Genomic DNA, 22,577 nt, shown 5'->3' on the forward strand with positions numbered 1-22,577 from the left:
AGTGTCTGAGGACAAGCTGCGCGACTACCTCAAGCGCGTCACGGCCGACCTGCACAGGGCCCGCACGCGGATCAAGGAGCTGACCGAGCGGCGACCCGAGCCGGTCGCCGTCGTCGGCATGTCCTGCCGCTTCCCCGGCGCCGACAGCCCGGCCCGGCTGTGGGAGCTGGTGGCGGGCGGGACGGACGCGCTGACCGGGTTCCCCGCCGACCGGGGGTGGGACACGGCGGGCCTGTCGGGGGTGCTCGGCGGGTTCCTGACGGACGCGACCGACTTCGACGCCGGGTTCTTCGGCATCTCGCCCCGGGAGGCCCTGGCCATGGACCCGCAGCAGCGGGTCGCGCTGGAGGTCGCCTGGGAAGCCCTGGAGGGTGCCGGGGTCGACCCGGACCGGTTGCGCGGCAGCGACACGGGCGTGTTCCTCGGCACCAACGGGCAGGACTACCCCGCGCACCTGACCGCCTCCGCCGCGGCGGACGACGTCGTGGGGCACGTCGCCACCGGCAACGCGGCGAGCGTGCTGTCGGGCCGCGTGTCGTACTTCCTCGGCCTTGAGGGACCGTCGGTGACGGTCGACACCGCGTGCTCGTCGTCGCTGGTGGCACTGCACCTCGCCGCGCGGGCGCTGCGCTCGGGCGAGTGCTCGCTGGCCCTGGCGGGCGGCGTCACGATCATGGCGACCACCGGGGTCTTCGCCGAGTTCGCCCACCAGGGCGCGCTGGCGGCCGACGGCCGGTGCAAGGCGTTCTCCGACGACGCGGACGGCACCGGGTGGGGCGAGGGCGCGGGCGTGCTCGTGCTGGAACGGCTCGCCGACGCCGAACGGCTCGGGCACCGGGTGCTGGCCGTCGTGCGCGGGTCGGCCGTGAACTCCGACGGGGCGAGCAGCGGGCTGACCGCCCCCAACGGGCCCGCGCAGCAACGGGTCATCACCCGGGCACTGGCCGACGCGGGACTCCAGGCGTCCGATGTGGACGCTGTGGAGGCGCACGGGACGGGTACGCGGCTGGGCGACCCGATCGAGGCCGGGGCGCTGCTGGCCACCTACGGGCAGGGGCGCGCGGAACCGCTGTGGCTGGGGTCGGTGAAGTCGAACATCGGCCACACCCAGGCGGCGGCCGGGGTCGCGGGCGTGATCAAGGTGGTCGAGGCCATGCGGCACGGGGTGCTGCCCCGGACCTTGCACGTGGTCGCCCCGTCGACGCGCGTGGCGTGGGAGTCCGGGGCCGTTCGGGTGCTGACCGAGTCGCGGCCGTGGGAGGTCGACCGGCCGCGCCGGGCCGGGGTGTCGTCGTTCGGGATCAGTGGCACCAACGCGCACGTGATCCTCGAACAAGGCCCCGATCCGAACACTGTGGACAGTGTGGGAGACGTTGTTGTTCCTTGGGTCTTGTCGGCGAAGGATGCCGACGCGTTGCGCGCCCATGCCGACCGGCTGGCCGCATGGCCCGGCTCAGCGGGGGACGTGGGGTGGTCGTTGGCCACCACGCGGGGCGCGCTGGCGGAACGTGCTGTCGTAGTGGGGGACTCGCGGGACGAACTGGTCGCGGGACTGAGTGAGCTTGCGGTCCGGGGTAAAGCCACGGGTGGGGGACGGCTGGCGGTCGTCTTCGCGGGTCAGGGCTCGCAGCGGACCGGGATGGGCCAGGAGTTGCGGTCGCGGTTCCCCGTGTTCGCCGCGGTTCTCGATGAGGTGTGCGGGAAGTTCGGGATCCCGGTCGCGGAGGCGATGATCTCCGGGCAGGGACTGGACGGCACGGGGTACACGCAGGCCGCGCTGTTCGCGTACGAGGTCGCGCTCTACCGGCTGCTGGAGTCGTGGGGAGTGCGGGCCCGGGTGCTGCTCGGGCACTCGATCGGCGAGGTCGTGGCGGCCCACCTGGCCGGGGTGTGGTCCCTGGACGACGCGGTCGCGCTGGTCGCGGCGCGCGGGCGGTTGATGGGGGAACTCCCGGCCGGGGGAGTGATGGTGGCGTTGGAGGCCACCGAGGAGGAGGTGCTCCCGCACCTGACCGCCGGGGTGTCGCTGGCGGCGGTGAACGGTCCCCGCGCGCTGGTGGTCTCCGGGGACGAGGACGAGGTCGCGGACGTGGTCGCGAACTTCGCCGACCGCCGCGCCAAGCGGCTGCCGGTCAGCCACGCCTTCCACTCGCCGCTCATGGACCCGATGCTGGCGCGGTTCCGCGAAGTCGCCGAAGGGTTGACCTACCACGAACCGACCGTGCCGGTACTGTCCAATGTGACCGGTGGGCTCGTCTCCACCGAGCTGACGGACCCCGAGTACTGGGTGCGGCACGTGCGGGCCACCGTCCGCTTCGCCGACTGCGTCGCGGCACTCGACGCGGACGCCGTCGTGGAGATCGGGCCGAAGGCGGTCCTCGCCCCGGTCATCCAGGAGCCCGCCGTGGTTCCGCTGGCGCGTCGGGGGATCAGCGAGGACCGCGCGGTCCTCGCGGGCGTCGGCGCGCTGTGGACCCGCGGCGTCGAGGTCGACTGGTCGCGGACCTTCGACGGCGCCGCGCCGCGCGCGATCGACCTGCCCACCTACCCGTTCCAGCGCACCCGCTTCTGGCCCGCGCCCCCGGTCGACACCGGCGACGACTGGCGCTACGACGTGACCTGGGAACCCCTTGAGGTTCCCGCAGACGGCTCCCTGACGGGCACCTGGATCGTGGTGGCAGGCGACGGCATCGACCCCACGACGTGCGTCGAGGCGTTGACCGCGCGCGGCGCCGACGTCGTCGTTCGCGATGGCCTCATGCCGGGAGACGCGCCCACGGGCGTGGTGGCGCTGCTCGACGGCACGGCCGACCCGGCCGACGCGCTCTGGTCGGCGGTCACCCTCGCGCGGTCCGTGATCGAGGCGGGCTCCACCCTCTGGCTGGCCACCACCGGCTCGTCCCCGACCGGCTCCGCCCTCTGGGGCCTCGGCCGGGTGATCGGCCTCGAACACCGCGCCCACTGGGGCGGTGTCCTCGACATCGACGGAGACCGGTGGCGCGCGGTGGCCGACGTCCTCGCCGCGGGCCTCGACGACACCGAGTTCGCCGTGCGGGCGGACGGCGTGCTCGCCCGCAGGCTCGGCGTCCAGCGGGTGGAAGGCGCCGCCCGGCCGCCGCGCCTCGCGGGCGGCACGGTCATCGTGACCGGCGGCACCGGCGCGCTCGGCACCCGGGTCGCGCGCTGGCTGGCCGGGCGCGGCGTCACGCGGCTGGTCCTGGTCACCCGCTCCGGCCGGGACACGGCCGCTGCCCTGCGCGCCGACCTGCCCGGCGTGACCATCGACGTCGTCGCCTGCGACGTCGCCGACGCGGCGGCCGTGCGCGCGCTCGTCGCCGGACTCCCCGAGGTGCGCGGAGTCGTGCACACCGCCGGTGTGGTGGCGGACGTCCCGCTCGCCGACCTCGACCGCGACACCTTCGAACACGGGACCCGCGCCAAGGTCGACGGCGCGCGGAACCTGCACGAGGCCGTCGGCGACGTGGAGCTGTTCGTCGTCTTCTCCTCCGTCTCCGCCGTCTGGGGAGCCGCGGGCCAGGCCGCCTACGCCGCCGCCAACGCCTACCTCGACGGCCTCATCGCGCACCGCCGCGACCTCGGCCTGACCGGCACCTCCGTCGCCTGGGGACCGTGGGCTGGTGGCGGGATGGCCGCCGCCGACGGCATCGCCCGCCTGCTGACCGACCGGGGCCTGCGGCTGATGGACCCCGACACCGCCATCGCCGCCCTCGGCCGCGCGGTCGACCACGGGCTCCGGCACAGCGTCGTCGCCGACGTCGACTGGCCCCGGCTCGCGGGCGTGTTCGATGTCGTGGGCCTCGCCCGCCTGTTCGCCCCGCTGCTCCCCGAACCCGAGACCACCGGCACGGTCGAGTTGACCCCCGACGCGGTGGCCGCGCTCGTGCGCGCCCAGGTCGCCGCCGTGCTCGGCTACCCGGACGCGACCGCCGTCGAGATGGACCGGCCGTTCCGCGACCTCGGGTTCGACTCGCTGACCGCCGTCGAGTTCCGCGACCGCTTCCGCGCCGCCTCGGGCCTGCCGATCACCAGCACCGCCGTCTACGACTACCCGACCCCGCGCAGGCTGGTCGACCACCTCCTGGCCGACCAGGTCGTGGAGGTGATCGAGACCGCCGTCGCGGACGAACCGATCGCGGTCGTCGGGATGGCGTGCAGGCTGCCGGGTGGCATCACCGGCCCCGGGCAGCTGTGGGAGCTGGTCGCCGACGGCGGCTCGGTGCTCGGGCCGTTCCCCGTCGACCGCGGCTGGGACCCCGCGCTGACCGGTCTCGGCGGGTTCCTCGACGACGCCGCCGGGTTCGACGCCGCGTTCTTCGGCATCTCGCCCCGCGAGGCGCTGGCCATGGACCCGCAGCAGCGGCTGGCCCTGGAGTGCGCCTGGGAGGCGCTGGAGCGCGCCGGGATCGACCCGACCTCGTTGCGCGGCACCGAGACCGGGGTGTTCCTCGGGCTCAGCCACCAGGACTACGGCCCGCGCCTGCACGAACCGACCCCCGAGACCGAGGGCTACCTGCTCACCGGCTCCGCCCAGGGCATCGCGTCCGGGCGGATCGCCTACGCGCTCGGGCTGGAGGGACCCGCGGTGTCGCTGGACACGGCGTGCTCCTCGTCGCTGGTCGCGCTGCACCAGGCGGTGCGGGCGCTGCGCCGGGGGGAGTGCGCGCTGGCGCTCGCCGGTGGTGTGACGGTCATGACGACCCCCGGCGCGTTCGGCGAGTTCGAACGCCAGGGCGGGCTGGCACCGGACGGGCGGTGCAAGGCGTTCTCCGACGACGCCGACGGCACCGGCTGGTCCGAAGGCGTCGGTTTCGTCGCCGTGGAACGACTCTCGGACGCGCGGCGGCTGGGGCACCCGGTGCTGGCGCTGGTGCGCGGAACCGCGGTCAACTCTGACGGCGCCTCCAACGGCCTGACCGCGCCGAACGGCCCCGCGCAGCAGCGGGTGATCCGCCGCGCGCTGGCCGACGCCGGACTCCGGGCCGCCGACGTCGACGCCGTCGAGGCGCACGGCACCGGCACCCGCCTCGGCGACCCGATCGAGGCCGGTGCGCTGCTCGCCACCTACGGCCAGGACCGGGCGGGACAGCCGCTGTGGCTGGGATCGCTGAAGTCGAACCTCGGCCACACCCAGGCCGCGGCGGGCGTGATCGGCGTGATCAAGATGGTCGAGGCCATGCGGCACGGCGTCCTGCCCGCGACCCTGCACGCAGGCACCCGATCGTCGCATGTGGACTGGGACGCGGGCGCGGTCGAGCTGCTGACCTCCGCGCGCGCCTGGGACGTGGACCGGCCGCGCCGCGCCGGGGTGTCCGCGTTCGGGCTCAGCGGCACCAACGCCCACGTGATCCTCGAGCAGGGCCCGCCGGTCGAGGGGCCCGCCGAAGCGGGAGCCGGGGTCGCGCCTTGGGTGCTGTCCGCCAAGACCGGGGAGGCGCTGGACGCCTCGATCGGCCGGATGGCCAGGGTTCCCGGGTCCGCCACCGAGGTCGGGTGGTCGCTGGCCACCGGTCGCTCGACGTTCGACCACCGCGCCGTCCTGCTCGGTACGACCGTCGTCCGGGGCTACGCGGACAGCGCGGGGCGGCCCGCGATCGTGTTCTCCGGTCAGGGCTCGCAGCGGGCGGGCATGGGGCGGGAACTGCGCGCCCGGTTCCCCGTGTTCGCCGAGGTCTTCGACGAGGTGTGCGCCCGGTTCGACCTGCCCGTCGCGCACGCCGCGGCCACCGGCGAGAACCTCGACGACACCGAGTACACGCAGCCCGCGCTCTTCGCCTACCAGGTCGCCCTCTACCGCCTGATCGAGTCCTGGGGAGTGCGGCCCGCCGCCGTCCTGGGCCATTCCATCGGCGAACTGGCCGCCGCCCACGTCGCCGGGCTCTGGTCGCTCGACGACGCGTGCGCCTTGGTCGCGGCCAGGGGGCGGTTGATGGCCTCGCTGCCGCCGGGTGGGGCGATGGTGTCCTTGACCGCCACCGAGGAGGAGGTCGCGCCGCTGCTGCCCGCCGGGGTCGCCATCGCCGCGGTCAACGGCCCGCACTCCGTCGTCGTGTCCGGCGCCGAGTCGGCGGTCTCCGTCCTCATCGGACACTTCCCCGATCGCCGGACCAAGCGCCTCGCGGTCAGCCACGCCTTCCACTCCGCGCTGATGGACCCGATCCTCGACGACTTCCGCCGCGTGGCCGAGGGGCTCACCTACCACGCGCCCGCCATCCCGGTGATCTCCAACGTGACCGGCAAGTTCGCCACCGACGAACTCACCAACCCCGGCTACTGGGTCACCCACATCCGCGACACCGTCCGCTTCGCCGAGGGCGTCGCCACCGCCGCGCGCACCGGCGTCGCCGACACCGTGATCGAGATCAGCCCCCGCCCCGCCCTCTCGCCCGCGATCCGCGAACTCGCCCCCGACCTCACGCTGGCCGCCCTGGCCGACCCCGCGGTGCCCGAGGACCACGCCGTGCTCGCCGGTCTCGCCCACCACTGGACGGCGGGCGGCACCGTCGACTGGTCCGCGCTCTTCCCGGCCACCACCCGCCACGCGGACCTGCCCACCTACCCGTTCCGGCACCAGCGCTTCTGGCTGAACCCGACCACCCCGACCGCGTCGGACTCCCCGTTCTGGGACGTCGTCAACCGACAGGACCCCCGGCACCTCGCCGCCGAACTCGGCGTCGCCGAAACGGCCACCCTCCCCGAAATCCTCAAGGCCCTGGCCGGCTGGCACGACAACCGGGCGACCTCGCCCCTCGACAACCTCCGGTACCGCGCCGAGTGGCTGCCCACCACCCCCGCCGCACCGAGCACATCCCCCGGTGACTGGCTGGTCGTCCTCCCCGCCGCGCCCACTGCCCTGACCGGTCGCGTACTCCGAACCCTGGCCGCTCGCGGCTTCGCCGTCACAACGCTCGATGCCCGTGACCGCGCGGGACTGGCGACGGAGTTGCGCGACCTCGACGGGGACTTCGCGGGTGTGCTGTCCCTGCTCGCCTTGGCCGACTCCCCGGACGCGGCCCCGGACCTGGCGGTCCTGACCGCCACGATGACACTCCTGCAAGCCATCGGCGACGCGGGACTCACGACCCGCCTCTGGTGCGTCACCCGTGACGCGGCCGGACCGACCACCAGCGATCCGGCCCGCGTTCCCCTGTGGGGCTTCGGACGCACCGCCGCGCTGGAGTACCCGCACCACTGGGGCGGCCTGGTCGACCTACCCGCCGCCCCCGCCGACCACCACCTCGACCGCCTCTGCGACACCCTCTCCGCACCCGATGCGGAAGACCAGACCGCGCTACGAGCCCACAGCACCTACACCCGACGCATCCTCCCGGCCCCCGCGCCCCGCACGGGGTCACCGTGGACGCCGAGAGGAACCGTCCTGGTCTCGGGCGGCACGGGTGCCCTGGGAGCGCACGTCGCGCGGTGGCTGGTCGACCGGGGCGCCGAGCACGTGCTGCTCCTCGGCCGCACCGGTCGCGAGCCCGAGTGGGTGGCGCCGCTGCGGGACCGCGCGAAGATCACCGTCGAGGCCTGCGACGTCGCCGACGCGGACCGGCTGCGGGAGGTGCTCGACGCCGTCCCCGACCTGTCGGCGGTCATCCACGCGGCGGGCGTGCTCGACGACGGCGTGCTCGCGACCATGTCACCGGATCAGCTCGACGCGGTGCTGGCGCCGAAGGCCGTCGGGGCGTGGAACCTGCACCGGCTCACCTCGAACCTCGACCGGTTCGTCCTGTTCTCCTCGGTCGCCGCCGTCTGGGGCAACGCCGGGCAGGCCAACTACGCCGCCGCGAACGCCTACCTCGACGGGCTCGCCGAGCACCGCCGCGCGCGCGGCCTGCCCGCCGCCATGGTCGGCTGGGGACCCTGGCCCGACGGCGGGATGGCCGCCGACGCCGCGGTCACCCGGCGGATGGCCCGCGCCGGCATGACCGCCCTACGCCCGGACCAGGCCCTCGACGTGCTCGGCCAAGTGCTCGACGGCGACGAACACGCGCTGACCGTGGTCGACCTCGACTGGTCCCGGTTCGCCACCTGGCACACCGAGACCCGGCCGAGCGCCCTGTTCGACCGGCTGGTCACCCGCGCCGAACCCGACCCCGAGCAGGCCGAGCCCGAACTCGTCGACCTGCGGCCCGCCGACCGCGAACGGCTGCTGCTGCACCGGGTCCGCGCCGCCGCGGCCTCCGTGCTCGGCCACGGGTCGGCCAACGTGGTCATCCCGCGGCAGCGGTTCACCGACCTCGGCTTCGACTCCCTGACAGCGGTGGAGCTGCGCAACCGCCTCACCGAGGCCACCGGCCTCGACCTGCCCGCGACCCTGGTGTTCGACTACCCGACCCCGGTCGCGCTGGCCGACGAGCTGAACCGCCGCTTCCCGGCCACCGGCGGCGAGGTGCGGGTCTCCTTCGGCGAGCCCGTCCCCGAGACCGGCCCCGGGTCGCTGGACGACGAGTTCGCGGCGATGAACGCGGAAGAACTGATCCGACTCGCGTTAGGGGACCAGCGGTGACCGTGTCGGACGGATCGGCGAAGCTCGTCGAGGCGCTGCGCGCGGCGCTGCGGGAGAACGAGCGGCTGCGGCGCGAGCACGACGGCAGGGCGGGCGAGCCCATCGCCGTCGTCGGCGCAGGCTGCCGCTTCGGCGGCGGGGTGGACTCGCCCGACGCGTTGTGGGACCTCGTCGACCGGGAGGTGGACGCCGTCGGGGCGCCGCCGGGCGACCGGGGGTGGGCCGTCGGGGACGCGTGGCCGGGGGCCTACCTCGACCGGGCCGCCGGGTTCGACGCCGAGTTCTTCGGGATCTCCCCGCGCGAGGCGCTGGCCATGGACCCGCAGCAGCGGCTCGCGCTGGAGTGCTCGTGGGAGGGGCTGGAGCGGGCGGGCATCGACCCGTTGTCGCTCAAGGGATCCGCGACCGCCGTCTACTTCGGGTCGAGCCTGCACGACTACGCCCAGCGGGTGCGGGGCGTGCCCGAGCTGAACGGCCTGCTCGCCACCGGGAACGCCGCCGCGGTGCTGTCCGGCCGGATCGCCTACGCGCTGGGGCTGGAGGGGGCGGCGGCCACGGTCGACACCGCGTGCTCCTCGTCCCTGGTCGCCCTGCACCTCGCGGTCAAGGCCTTGCGCCGGGGCGAGTGCGCGTTGGCCCTGGTCGGCGGCGCCACGATCATGGCGACCGTCGACATGTTCGCCGAGTTCGGCCGCCAGGGCGCGCTCGCCGACGACGGGCGCTGCAAGGCGTTCGCCGCGGGCGCCGACGGCACCGGGTGGGGCGAGGGTGTCGGCGTCCTGGTGCTGGAACGCCTTTCGGACGCCCGCCGCGCGGGCCGGGAGATCCTGGCCGTGGTCCGTGGCACGGCGGTGAACCAGGACGGCGCCTCGAACGGCCTCACCGCGCCGAACGGGCCCGCGCAGCGCCGGGTGATCGAACTGGCCTTGGCCGACGCGGGCCTCACACCGTCCGATGTGGACCTGGTGGAGGCGCACGGCACCGGCACCGCCCTCGGTGACCCGATCGAGGCCCAAGCGCTGTTGTCGACCTACGGCCAGGACCGCGCCGAACCGCTCTACCTGGGCTCGGTCAAGTCCAACCTCGGGCACACCCAGGCCGCCGCCGGGGTCGCCGGGGTGCTCAAGGTCATCGGCGCGATGCGGCACGGCACCCTGCCCCGCACCCTGCACGTCGACGAACCGACCCCGCACGTGGACTGGAGCGGCGGCGAGGTCGCCCTGCTGACCGCCGCTCGCCCGTGGCCCGACCTCGACCGACCCCGGCGGGCCGGGGTCTCCTCGTTCGGGGTCAGCGGCACCAACGCGCACGTGATCCTCGAAGAAGTCCCCGCCGAACCGGCGCCGGGGAAGTCCACACAGGACTCAATGCTGCCCTGGGTGCTCTCGGCGCGGGGAGCGGCCGGGATCGAGCGGCAGGCGCGGCGGCTCGCGGCGGCGGTCGACGGCGCCTCGCCGGTCGACGTCGGCTGGTCCCTGGCCAACACCCGAGCCGCCCTGCCCGACCGGGCCGTCATCATCGGACGCGACCCGGTGGCCGCGTTGGACGACGCCGTCACCGGCACCGCGCAGGACCCGGCCGGGGTGGTCTTCGTCTTCCCCGGCCAGGGTTCGCAGTGGCTCGGCATGGGCAGGCAGCTGCGCGCCGAGTCGCCGGTCTTCGCCGCCGCCCTCGACCGCTGCGCCGAGGTGCTCGACGGCCTCGTCGACTGGTCCCTGCACGACGTGCTGGACCGCGACGCGCTCGACCGGGTCGACGTCGTGCAGCCCGCGCTCTGCGCCGTCATGATCTCCCTCGCCGAACTCTGGGCCGCCTACGGTGTGCGCCCGGACGTCGTCGTCGGCCACTCCCAGGGTGAGGTCGCCGCCGCGCACGTCGCCGGGATCCTGACCCTCGAGGACGCGCTGCGGGTGGTCGTCACCCGGTCCCGGCTGCTCACGCGCCTCGCCGGGACCGGCGGGATGCTGTCCGTCCACACCGACGTCGACACGCTGGCCCCGGTCTTGGCGGACGTCTCCGTCGCGGCGGTCAACGGCCCGGCGTCCACGGTCCTCTCCGGCGACCCCGCCGCGCTGACCGCGGTCGAGCGGTGGTGCGAGGACAACGGCGTCCGCGCCCGCCGGGTCCCGGTCGACTACGCCTCCCACTCGCCGCACGTCGAAGCGATCCGGGACGACCTGCTCGCGGCGCTGCGCGAGCTGAACCCGCGTCCGGGCGCCGTCACCTTCCGGTCCACCGTCACCGGCACGGTGCCTGCCGGGCCGGAGTTGGACGCCGACTACTGGTACCGCAACCTGCGCGAACCCGTCGGTTTCCGCGACGCCGTCGACGACCTGGTCGACCAGGGGCTCGGGAGCTTCGTCGAGCTCAGCCCGCACCCGGTGCTCGTCCCGGCGATCTCGGACCTCCCGGTCGTGGTCGCGGGCACGCTGCGCCGCGACGAAGGCGGTCTCGAGCGGTTCCTGCGGTCCGCCGCCGAACTGTGGGTGCGTGGCGTCGACGTGCGGTGGACCGCCGCCTTCCCCGAGGGCAGGCGCGTCCCGTTGCCCACCTACGCCTTCGACCACCGCGACTACTGGGCCGTCCCGGTGAAGGCGGTCGCGGAGGCCACCGACGACTGGCGCTACCGGGTCACCTGGAAACCCGTCGAGGCGGAACCGGCACCCAAGACCCCGGCCCACCGGTGGGTCGTGGTCCCCGACGGCGACCTCGACGCCTGGGGCGAGTCCGTGCTGGCGGCCCTGCGCGCCGACGGCGACGTCACGCTCGTCCGAGACGCGCTGCCGACGACCCCGGCCGACGCCGTGGTCTCGCTGCTCGGCGAGACCCACGGCTGGGCCGCACCCGGTGTGCCGAGCGCTTGGGCGGCGACGGCCACGCTCGTGCGGGCCTTGCGCGAACGCGGCGTCGAAGCGCCGCTGTGGTGCGTCACCCGAGGATCCGCCGCCGTCGCACCGGACGACACGGTCGACCCCGTCCACACCGGACTCTGGGCACTCGCGCGGGTCGCCGGGCTGGAACACCCGCGCGAGTGGGGCGGCCTGATCGACCTCCCGGTCGACTTGGACGCCCGGTCCGCCGACCGGCTCGGCTGGGCGCTGCGGGAGGCGGGCGCCGAGGACGAACTCGCGGTGCGCGGTGGACGAGTCCTGGCGCGCCGCCTCACGCGGTCGCCGGAACCGACCGCGACGGCTCCCGTCGAGCGGCGCGACGGCACCGTGCTGGTGACCGGCGGCACCGGGGGAGTGGGGCTGCGACTGGCCCGCTGGCTCGTGGCGCGCGGCGACACCGACATCGCGCTGGTCGGCAGGCACGCCACCGCGTCCGAGCCCGCCAAGGCGCTGGCCGCCGAACTCGACGCGCGGATCGAGGTCGTGGACTGCGACGTCACCGACCCGGCCGCCGTCGCCCGTCTGCGCGACGCGCTCGGGACCACCGTGCGCTCGGTGTTCCACGCCGCAGGCGTGGTCGACCGGGAACCGCTCGCCGACGCCGAACCCGAGACCTGGTCCCGGATCTGCGCGGCCAAGGTCGCGGGCGCCCACAACCTCGACGACGCGTTCGACGACCTCGACGAGTTCGTCCTGTTCTCCTCCAACGCGGGTGTCTGGGGCAGCGCGGGACAGGCCGCCTACGCCGCCGCGAACGCCTACCTCGACGGGTTCGCCGCCGCCCGTGGCCGCCCGGTGCTGTCGGTCGCCTGGGGCGCGTGGGCCGAGGTCGGGATGGCGGCGGGCGACGACCTGGCCCGGATCGGCGTGCGCGGCATGGCCCCCGAACGGGCCCTGCGCGTCCTGGGGCGGGCGCTGGCGGCCGGGGAGAACACCGTCGCCGTGGCCGATGTGGACTGGGAGACCTTCGCCGCCGCCTACACCGCCGCCCGGCCGCGCCGCCTGCTCGACGACCTCGTCGACACGACCGCCCACGCACCGGAAAGCACCGGCCTGGCCGGGGAACTGGCGAGCCTAACCCGCGCGGAACGGGGGGAACACCTACTTCGACTGGTGACAACCCAAGCCGCAGCGGTCCTACGGTACCGGAAGGACGAGGCACCGCCCGCGGACAAGGCGTTCCGGGACCTGGGCTTCGACTCGGTGACCGCGGTGGACCTGCGCAACCGGCTGGGCCGCGCGACCGGCCTCGCCCTGGCCGCCACCACCGTGTTCGACCACCCGACGGCGACCGGGCTCGCGGCGCACCTGCACCAGCTGCTGTTCCCCGCCGCCACCCCGGACACCGCGCACACCGACCTGGACACCCTGGAGAGCACCCTGGCCGACCTGGCGGCCGACCCGGCCCACCGCACCGCGCTCGCCCCCATCGCGGGCCGCCTGCGCGCCATGGCCGACCGCCTCACCGGCCACCCGGCCGACGACGATAACCCGGCCGGGGACCTGGACACCGCCGACGCCGACGACCTGCTCGCGTTGCTGCGCAGCGAGTTCGGCCGAAGCTGACACCTCAAGACGTGTGGGGGCGGGACGCGAAGTGGCTGACGACAACGAACTCCTGGCGAGCCTGAAGTGGGTCACCGGCGAACTCCGGGACACCCGGCGCAGGCTCCGGGAGTCCGAGGAACGCGGCGCCGAGCCCATCGCGGTCGTCGGGATGGCCTGCCGCTACCCCGGCGGCGTCGACTCGCCCGACGCCCTGTGGGAGCTGGTGGCGTCCGGGGTGGACGCCATGGGCCCGTTCCCCACCGACCGCGGCTGGGACCTCGACGCGCTGTTCCACCCGGACCCGGAGCACGAGGGCACCTTCTACGCGCGGGCGGGCGGGTTCCTGCGCGACGTCGCCGACTTCGACGCCGGGTTCTTCGGCATCTCCCCGCGCGAGGCGCTGGCCATGGACCCGCAGCAGCGGGTGCTGCTGGAGATCGCGTGGGAGGCGTTCGAGCGGGCCGGGATCGCGCCGCACACCCTGCGCGGCAGCCGGACCGGCGTGTTCACCGGCGCGCCCGCCTCGCTCTACGGGCTCGGCTCCCCGGACCTGACCCGGGAACTGGAGGGCTACGCGCTCACCGGCACCGGCATGGGCATGATGTCCGGCCGGGTCGCCTACACCCTCGGTCTCGAGGGCCCCGCGATCTCGATCGACACCCAGTGCTCCACCTCGCTGGTGGCCCTGCACCTGGCCTGCCGCGCCCTGCTGGCCGGGGACTGCGACCTCGCGCTCGCGGGCGGGGTCACGATCATGCCGACCGTCGGCGCGTTCGTCGAGTTCAGCAGGCAGGGCGGGCTGTCCGCCGACGGCCGCTGCCGCGCGTTCGGCGCGGGCGCCGACGGCACCGGCTGGGCGGAGGGCGCCGGGGTCGTCGTCGTGGAGCGACTGTCCGAGGCGCGCAGGCAGGGGCACCCGGTGCTCGCCGTCGTCCGGGGGTCGGCGATCAACCAGGACGGCGCGTCCAACGGGCTGACCGCGCCGAGCGGCCCCGCGCAGCGGCGGGTCATCCGCCAGGCCCTGGCGGCGGCCGGGTTGTCGGTCGGCCAGGTGGACGCGGTGGAGGCGCACGGCACCGGAACCACCCTGGGCGACCCGATCGAGGCGCAAGCGCTGCTGGCCACCTACGGGGGCAGGCCCGCCGACGTGGAGCCGGTGTACCTGGGGTCGGTCAAGTCCAACATCGGCCACACCCAGGCCGCCTCCGGCATCGCGGGCGTCATCAAGATGGTGACGGCGCTGCGCAAGGGCGTGCTGCCCGCGACCCTGCACGCCGACGAGCCCTCCCCCCACGTGGACTGGACCGGGGGCCGTCTCCGCCTGCTCACCGCGGCCCGCCCCTGGCCCGACACCGGCGAACCCCGCCGCGCGGCCGTGTCCTCCTTCGGCGGCAGCGGGACCAACGCGCACGTCATCCTGGAACACGTCCCCGAACCGGCGGCGGAACCCGGGGGCGAGCGCCGCTCGGCGGTGCCGTGGGTGCTGGCCGCGGCGGACGCGGACGGACTGCGCGGCCAAGCGGACAACCTGGCCGCGCTCCTCGACGCGCGCCCGGACCTGGGGATCGAGGAGATCGGGCACGCGCTCGCCGCCACCCGCTCCCCGCTGCCGCACCGGACCGTCATCGTCGCCGACGACCCCGCCGCGTTCCGCCGGGCGCTCGCCGACCAGGATCCCACGTCGGTGGTGTCCGGGGTCGCGGACCTGGGCGGCAAGGTCGTGTTCGTCTTCCCCGGCCAGGGCGCCCAGTGGGCCGGGATGGCCCGGGAACTGCTCGACACCGCGCCGGTGTTCGCCGAGGCGTTGGCGGAGTGCGAGCGGGAGTTCGAGCCGCACGTCGACTGGTCGTTGACGGGGGTGCTGCGGGAGGTGGACGGGGCGCCCGGGCTGGAGCGCGTCGACGTCGTGCAGCCCGTGCTCTTCGCGGTGATGGTCGGGTTGGCGGCGCTGTGGCGGTCGTACGGGGTCGAGCCCGCCGCCGTGGTGGGGCACAGCCAGGGCGAGTTCGCCGCCGCGCACGTCGCCGGTGTGCTGAGCCTGGCGGACGCGGCCCGCGCGGTTGTGGTGCGCAGCAGGCAGATCGCCGAGTTCGCCGGACCGGGTGGGATGGTGTCGGTGGCGTTGCCCGCCGCCGATGTCGAGACCGCGCTGCGCGACTATGAGGGCCGGGTGTCGATCGCGGCCTACAACGGCACCGGATCCGTTGTGATCGCGGGGGAATCGGCCGCGCTGGATGAGCTGGTCGAGGCGTGGACAGCGCGGGAAGTCCGGGTGCGGCGAATCCCCGTGGACTACGCCTCCCACTCGCCGAGCGTCGAACCGCTGCGGGAACGACTCCCCGTCGCGTTGGCGGGGATCACGCCGGGTACCGCCGAGATCCCTTTCCACTCCACGGTCACCGGCACGGTCGTGGACGGGACCGAGCTGGACGCCGAGTACTGGTACCGGAACCTGCGGGAACCCGTCCGCTTCGAACCCGTGGTCACCGCCCTGGCGGTGGCCGGGCACGACGTGTTCGTCGAGATGAGCCCGCAGCCGGTGCTCACCCTCGCGGTGCAGCAGACCCTCGACGCGCGCGACCACCCCGGTGTGGCCGTCGGGTCGTTGCGGCGCGGGGAAGGCGGGTTGACGAGGTTCCACACCTCCCTCGCCGAGGTCGCGGTACGGGGCGTGGACGTCGACTGGCGGCCCGCCCTCGGATCTGCGCTCCAGCGGCACGTGGACCTGCCCACCTACGCCTTCCAACGCGCGCGCTACTGGCTGGCCACCCCCGGTCTCCCCGGCGCCGCCCCCGCCCTGCCCGGTCTGACCGGCACCGGTCACCCGCTGCTCGGCGCCGTCATCGCGACCGGCGAAGGGCACCTGTTCACCGGCCGTCTCGCCACGAGCGCCACACCGTGGCTGGCCGACCACGTCGTCGGCGGCGCGACCATCCTCCCCGGCACCGCACTCGTGGAGTTCGCGCTGCACGCGGGCATCCACGTCGGCCGCACCCACCTCACCGAACTCACCCTCAACGCGCCCGTCGTCGTGGACCGGGACACCGCGATCCGGGTCGTCCTCGGCGAACCCGACGACGCCGGGGACCGCGCCCTCGCCGTCCACGCCCAACGCGACGACGTCTGGACCTGCCACGCGACCGGGGTCCTGGCCGCCACCCCACCCCGCCCCGACTTCGACCTCACCCAGTGGCCGCCCGCCGCCACCCCGGTCGACCTCACCGGCTACTACGACCGCCTCGCCGAAGCGGGCATCGACTACGGCGGCCCCTTCCAGGGCCTCCGCGCCGCCTGGCGGGACGGGGACACGGTCTACGCCGAGATCGAGGTCGGCCCGGACGCGTTGCCCGATACCGACGCCTTCGCCGTCCACCCCGCCCTCCTCGACGCCGCGCTCCAGGCCCTCGGGTTCGCCGAGAACGCCTCGACCGCGCGCCGCATGCCTTTCGCCTGGCGCGACGTCACCCTGTTCGCCACCGGCGCGACCGCGCTGCGCGTCCGGTTGCGGGTGAGCGACACCGACACCGTCGCCCTGCGCGTCGCCGACGCGGAAGGGCAGCCCGTCCTCGACATCGGTTCCCTCCGCCTGCGCAACGCCGAGAAACCCGCCGCGAGCCGCGCCCTCTACCGCGTCGACGAAGTCCCCATCCCGCTGGCGGACAACACCCCCGCCCGTGTCGCCGTTCTCGGTGACGATCCTCTCGACCTCCGCACCCGCCTCGCGACCCCTCTCGATCCCGAGGCGGAGACGGCGTTCTTCAGCGTCGACACCACCGACGCCCGGGCCGCTATTTTGTCCACAGTGGATGCGGCGAAGGTCGTTGTCGAAGCCGGGCAGCGGCTCGTGGTCGTCACCGGGGACACCCCGGCCGCCGCGGTGGTCCACGGACTGGTCCGGTCTCTGCGGGCCGAGCACCCGGACCGGTTCGCGCTCGTGCGCGGCGATGACGCGACCGGCCCGGAGATCCTGCGCGCCGCCGAGACCGGCGAACCCGAACTCGTCGTGCGCGGCGGCGGGGCGTGGGCACCGAGGCTGACCGCGACCCGACCTGAGCCCGACGCCCCGCCGTTCGGTCCGGACGACACGGTCCTGATCACCGGTGGCGCCGACGGCTTGGCGGGCATCATCGCCAACCACCTCGCCGACACCCACGGCGTCGAGGTGCTGCTGGTCAGCCGCCGTGGCCCGGACGCGCCAGGCGCGGCCGAACTCGCCGACCGCGTCCGCGCGATCGCCTGCGACGCCACCGACCCCGCCGCCCTCGAAGCGGCCATCGGGGAACGGCGCCTCACCGGGATCGTCCACACCGCCGCCGCCCTCGCCGACGGCCTCCTCGACTCGATCACCCCCGACGCCGTCGACCGCGTCTTCCGCGCCAAAGTCGACACCGCGCTCGTGCTGGACGGGATCGCGCGGCGACACCCCGTCCACCGGTTCGTCCTGTTCTCCTCCGTCGCCGGTCTCCTCGGCGGCGCCGGCCAGGCCGTCTACACCGCCGCCAACGCCTTCCTCGACGCCCTCGCCCGGCAACGTCGAGCCGATGGCCTGCCCGGGACGTCCCTGGCCTGGGGCCTGTGGGACGTCGACGCGGGCATGGCGGGCAGGCTGAACGAGCGGGCCCGCGACCGCGCCGTCCGCGCGGGCCTGGTCCCCATCCCCGCCGCGGACGCGTTGGCCCTGTTCGACGCCGCCTGCGCGAGCGACGAGCCCGTCCTCGCCCCGGCTCGGTTCGACACCGCCGCGTGGCGCACTCAGGCCCCGCCGCCCGTGCTCCGCGGCCGGGTCCCGACCCGGGTCCGCCGGGCCGCCGCACAGGTCGACCGCTCCGCGTTCGCCCGTCGCCTCGCCGAACTCCCCGAGGCCGACCGCGACCACGCCGTGCTGGACCTGGTCACCGCGCAGGCCGCCGCCGTCCTCGGCCACGCGGGTGGCGGCCTCGACCCGAACCGCGCGTTCCGGGAGGTCGGCTTCGACTCGCTCACCGCCGTCGACCTGCGCAACCGCCTCGTCGCCGCCTGCGGTGTCCGGCTCCCCGCCACCGCCGTGTTCGACCACCCCACGCCGAAGGCGCTCGCCGGTGAACTGCGCCGCGCCCTGCTCGGCGCGGCCCCGGCGCGCGCCACCGAACGGCGGGCCGCGGCCACGGGCGACGCGCTCGCGATCGTCGGCATGGCCTGCCGGTTCGGTGGCGGCATCGACTCCCCGGCCGCGTTGTGGGACGTCGTCGCCGGGGGAGTGGACGTGCTCGGGCCGGTCCCGCCCGGTCGCGGCTGGCGCACGGGCGCCCCCGGCGGCTACCTCGCCGACATCGCCGGGTTCGACGCGGGTTTCTTCGGCATCTCCCCGCGCGAAGCCCTCGCCATGGACCCCCAGCAGCGGCTGGTCCTGGAATGCGCCTGGGAAGCGCTGGAAGGCGCGGGCGTCGACCCGCATTCCCTGCGCGGCACCGACACCGGCGTCTTCCTCGGCTCCAGCCTGCACGACTACGGCGAGCGCCTGAAGGGCGTCCCGGACGTCGAGGGGCTGTTGGCGACCGGCAACGCCGCGTCCGTCCTGTCCGGGCGCGTCTCCTACGTGCTGGGGCTCGAAGGACCCGCCGTGTCGGTGGACACGGCGTGCTCCTCGTCGCTGGTCGCGCTGCACCTGGCCGCGCAGGCACTTCGCCGGGGTGAGGCCGGGATGGTGCTGGCGGGCGGAGTGACCGTGATGGCCACCCCGACCCTGTTCGCCGAGTTCGAGCGGCAGGGCGGCCTGTCCGCCGACGGCCGGTGCAAGGCGTTCGGCGCGGGCGCGGACGGCACCGGGTGGGGTGAGGGCGTCGGCGTCCTCGTCCTCGAACGCCTCGAGGACGCCCGCCGCGCCGGCCACCCCGTGCTGGCCCTGCTGCGCGGGACCGCGATCAACCAGGACGGCGCGTCCAACGGCCTCACCGCGCCCAGCGGCCCGGCCCAGCAGCGCGTGGTCCGCCGCGCGCTCGCCGACGCGGGACTCGCCCCGGCCGACGTCGACCTCGTCGAGGGACACGGCACCGGCACCCGTCTCGGCGACCCGATCGAGGCCCAAGCCCTGCTGGCGACCTACGGCCAGGACCGCGCCGAACCGCTCTACCTGGGTTCGGTGAAGTCCAACCTCGGCCACACCCAGGCCGCGGCGGGCGCCGCCGGGGTCATCAAGGTGGTCGAGGCCCTGCGGCACGCGGTCATCCCGCGCACCCTGCACGCCGACCACCCGTCGACCGAGGTCGACTGGACCACGGGCCGCGTCGAGGTCGCCGCCGACGCCCGGCCGTGGCCGGGGACCGACCGACCGCGCCGCGCTGGGGTCTCCGCCTTCGGCGTCAGCGGCACCAACGCGCACGTCATCCTGGAACAGGCCCCGGACACTCCGACTGAGTCGCGCGCCTTGGAGCCCGCGCTGGTGCCGTGGATGGTGTCGGGGCGCGGCAAGGGTGGATTGGCCAAGCAACTCGCCAAGCTGGCCGCCGTGCCGGGCGCGCCCGGCGATGTCGGCTATTCCTTGAGTCTGCGGTCGCGGTTCGAGGACCGCGCCGTCGTCATCGGCACCACACCGGGCGACTTCGCCACCGCGCTGGCGGGCGACGACCTGGTCACCGGTCGCGTCGCACCCGCCGGGCCGGGGCGGGTCGTGTTCGTCTTCCCCGGTCAGGGCTCGCAATGGCTGGGCATGGGGCGCGAGCTGTGGGCGGGGTCCCCGGTGTTCGGGGCGTCGATGGACCGGTGCGCGGGCGTGCTCGACGGGCTCGTCGACTGGTCGCTGCGGGACGTGCTCGCCGACGGCCCCCTCGACCGCGTCGACGTGGTGCAGCCCGCGCTGTGCGCGGTGATGATCTCCCTGGCCGCGCTGTGGCGGGCGCACGGCGTCGAACCGGCGGCCGTGCTCGGGCACTCGCAGGGCGAGATCGCCGCCGCGCACGTCGCCGGGATCCTCACCCTCGACGACGCCCTGCGGATCGTCGTCACGCGGTCGCGGTTGCTGGCCGGGCTGTCCGGCGGCGGCATGCTCAGCGTGCAGGCCGCGCCGGAGGTGCTCGACGGTGTGCTCGGCGACGTCTCGGTGGCCGCGATCAACGGCCCGGCCTCGGTCGTGCTCTCCGGTGCCGACGCCGACCTCGACCAGGTCGAGGCGTGGTGCGCCGAACGCGACATCCGCGCCAAGCGCGTCCCCGTCGACTACGCCTCGCACTCGCCGCAGGTCGAGGCCGTCCGCGACGCCTTGGCCGACGCGCTCACCGGGCTCGCCCCGGCCGCCGGGGACGTCCCGTTCCACTCCACGGTCGTCGGCGGCTTCCTACCCGGCACCGACCTCGACGCCGCCTACTGGTACCGGAACCTGCGCGAACCGGTCTCCTACGCGCCTTCCGCGCGCGCTCTCGCCGAAGCCGGGTACCGGACCTTCGTCGAGCTGAGCCCGCACCCGGTGCTGACCGCCGCCACCGAGGACACGCTGTCCGAAGTGGATGGTGTGGTCGTCGGTTCACTGCGGCGCGGCGACGGTGGCACGCACCGGTTCCTCACCTCGCTGGCCGAGGCGTGGGTGCGGGGTGTGGAGGTCGACTTCACGCCCGTGTTCCCCGACGCCTGCCGGATCCCGTTGCCCACCTACGCCTTCGACCGCCGCGACTACTGGCCCGAGCAGGTCCCCGAGGCGGGCACCGGCGCCGACGCGGAGTTCTGGGCGGCGGTGGACAACGCCGACGTGTCCGGCCTCGCCAAGATCCTCGGTGCCGACGACGTCCCCGCACTCGGCGAGGTCCTGCCGAGCCTGACGTCGTGGTGGCGCGCCAAGCGAGCCGCGCGCGCCACCCGCGACTGGCGCTACCGCGTGTCGTGGACCCCGGTGGACCTCCCGCCCGCGGTGGATCCCCACTGGCTGGTTGTCGTCCCCGAAGGCGCGCCTGCCTGGTCTGGGGACGTGCTGGAGAAGCTGCGCGAGCACGGCACGGTCGTCGCCGTCGGGGAACACGACGACCTCCCTCTCGCCGAACCCGTCACGACCGTCGTCTCCCTGCTGGCCGCGACCCCGGGCGTCTCGCCCACCGGCGTCGCCAACGCCTGGACCGCCACCGCCCGACTCGCCCAAGCCGTCGGGGACGTCCCCCTCTGGTGCGTCACCACCGGCATCGACGACCCGGTGCAGAGCGGGCTCTGGGGACTCGGCCGCGTGCTCGGCCTGGAATCGACCGCCTGGCGCGGACTCGTCGCCGTCGACTCCACTGTGGACGGTGCGCTGTTGGCGGCGGCCGTCGGCGGTCAAGGCCCGGAGGACCAGCTCGCGCTCCGCGCCGACGGCGCCTACGCCCGGCGGCTGGTCCGCGACGACACCCCCGAACCCGCCCCGGTCGTCCGCGAGCCCGCCGAGGGCGCGGTCCTGGTGACCGGCGGTTCCGGCGGCATCGGCACCCGCCTCGCCCACTGGCTGCTTGAGCGCGGTGCACGCGAGATCGTCGTGGTCAGCCGCTCGGGCACCGGTCCCGACCTCCCCGGCGTGACCGCTGAGCGGTGCGACGTCGCCGACCTCGCCGCCGTCTCCCGGCTCCGCGCGGATCTTTCGGCCCGGGGCGTGCGGGTCCGGTCCGTCTACCACGCGGCGGGCGTGGTCGGCGGGGACGGCGATCAGTCCGAATGGGACAGTGTCTGCGCGCCGAAGGTCGCCGGGGTCGGCAACCTCGACGCGGTGTTCGGCGACGCGGCCGAGTTCGTCGTGTTCTCCTCCAACGCGGGCGTGTGGGGCAGCGCGGGCCAGGCCGCCTACGCCGCCGCGAACGCCTACCTCGACGGCTTCGCCCGCGCCCGCCGGGCCCGGGGCGCGCACGGCCTCGCCATCGCCTGGGGCGCGTGGGCCGAGGTGGGCATGGCGACCGGCGCCGCCGCCACCGACCTCGCCCGCCGGGGCGTCATCGGCATGCCGCCCGCCCTCGCGCTGGACGTGCTCGGCGCGGCCCTCGACGCCGACGAGACGTTCCTGGCCGTCGCCGACGTCGACTGGCGCCGCTTCGCCGCCACCTACGCCGCGGTCCGCCGCCGCCCGCTCATCGAGGACATCCCCGAGGTCCGCGCGTTCCTCGCCGAACGCCCCGAACCCGACGGCGCCCTCGACCTCACGGGCCTGGCCGCGGCCGAGCGCCGAGCCCGCCTGCTGGACCTCGTCCGCACGCGCGCCAAAGCCGTCCTGGGCTTCGCGCCGGACGACGAACTCGACCCCGCGCGGGCCTTGCGCGACCTGGGTTTCGACTCGCTGACCGCCGTGGACCTGCGCAACGGCCTGGCCCGCGCCACCGGCCTCACCCTGCCCACCACCCTGGTCTTCGACCACCCCACGGCCGAACAGCTCGCCGCGCACCTCGACGCCCTGCTCGTCCCCGTCACCGACGTGGAGGCCCTGCACGCTGGCCTGGACGAGATGCGCCGCGCCGCCGCGGAACTCGACGACGGCGACCGCGCGTCGCTGGCCGACCGCCTCCGCGTCCTGCTGAAGGCCCTCGAGGGCGACACGACGCCCGCGCGGGACCTCGGCGCCTCCGACGACGACCTGTTCGCCTTCATCGACGGCCAACTGGGTCGCTGAACCTAGCCGCGCGCACCCAGGT

The 22,577-nt window shown here is 75.1% G+C and carries 1 protein-coding gene and 3 pseudogenes; all 4 read left to right on the forward strand.

Features of this window, described 5'->3' with window-relative positions:
• Window positions 1-13: 13 nt before the first annotated feature.
• A pseudogene (locus CLV40_RS40750) lies at window positions 14-2,593 on the forward strand (type I polyketide synthase); the annotation flags it as partial.
• A 165-nt stretch (window positions 2,594-2,758) separates the two neighbouring features.
• Window positions 2,759-8,530: a type I polyketide synthase gene (locus tag CLV40_RS39420; RefSeq protein ID WP_425428234.1), complete on the forward strand. Its 5,772-nt coding sequence runs from the start codon at window positions 2,759-2,761 to the stop codon at window positions 8,528-8,530.
• 23 nt (window positions 8,531-8,553) lie between these two features.
• Window positions 8,554-12,987 (forward strand): annotated as a pseudogene (locus CLV40_RS11975) (type I polyketide synthase); the annotation flags it as partial.
• A 130-nt stretch (window positions 12,988-13,117) separates the two neighbouring features.
• Window positions 13,118-22,555: pseudogene (locus tag CLV40_RS38830) on the forward strand (SDR family NAD(P)-dependent oxidoreductase); the annotation flags it as partial.
• Window positions 22,556-22,577 lie beyond the last annotated feature (22 nt).

Source organism: Actinokineospora auranticolor (genome assembly GCF_002934265.1).
GTDB classification, from domain to species: Bacteria; Actinomycetota; Actinomycetes; order Mycobacteriales; family Pseudonocardiaceae; genus Actinokineospora; species Actinokineospora auranticolor.

Excerpts from the sequence above, each read along its gene's own strand:
- CLV40_RS39420 (WP_425428234.1), top strand. The coding sequence starts at position 2,759 with ATGCCGGGAGACGCGCCCACGGGCGTGGTGGCGCTGCTCGACGGCACG.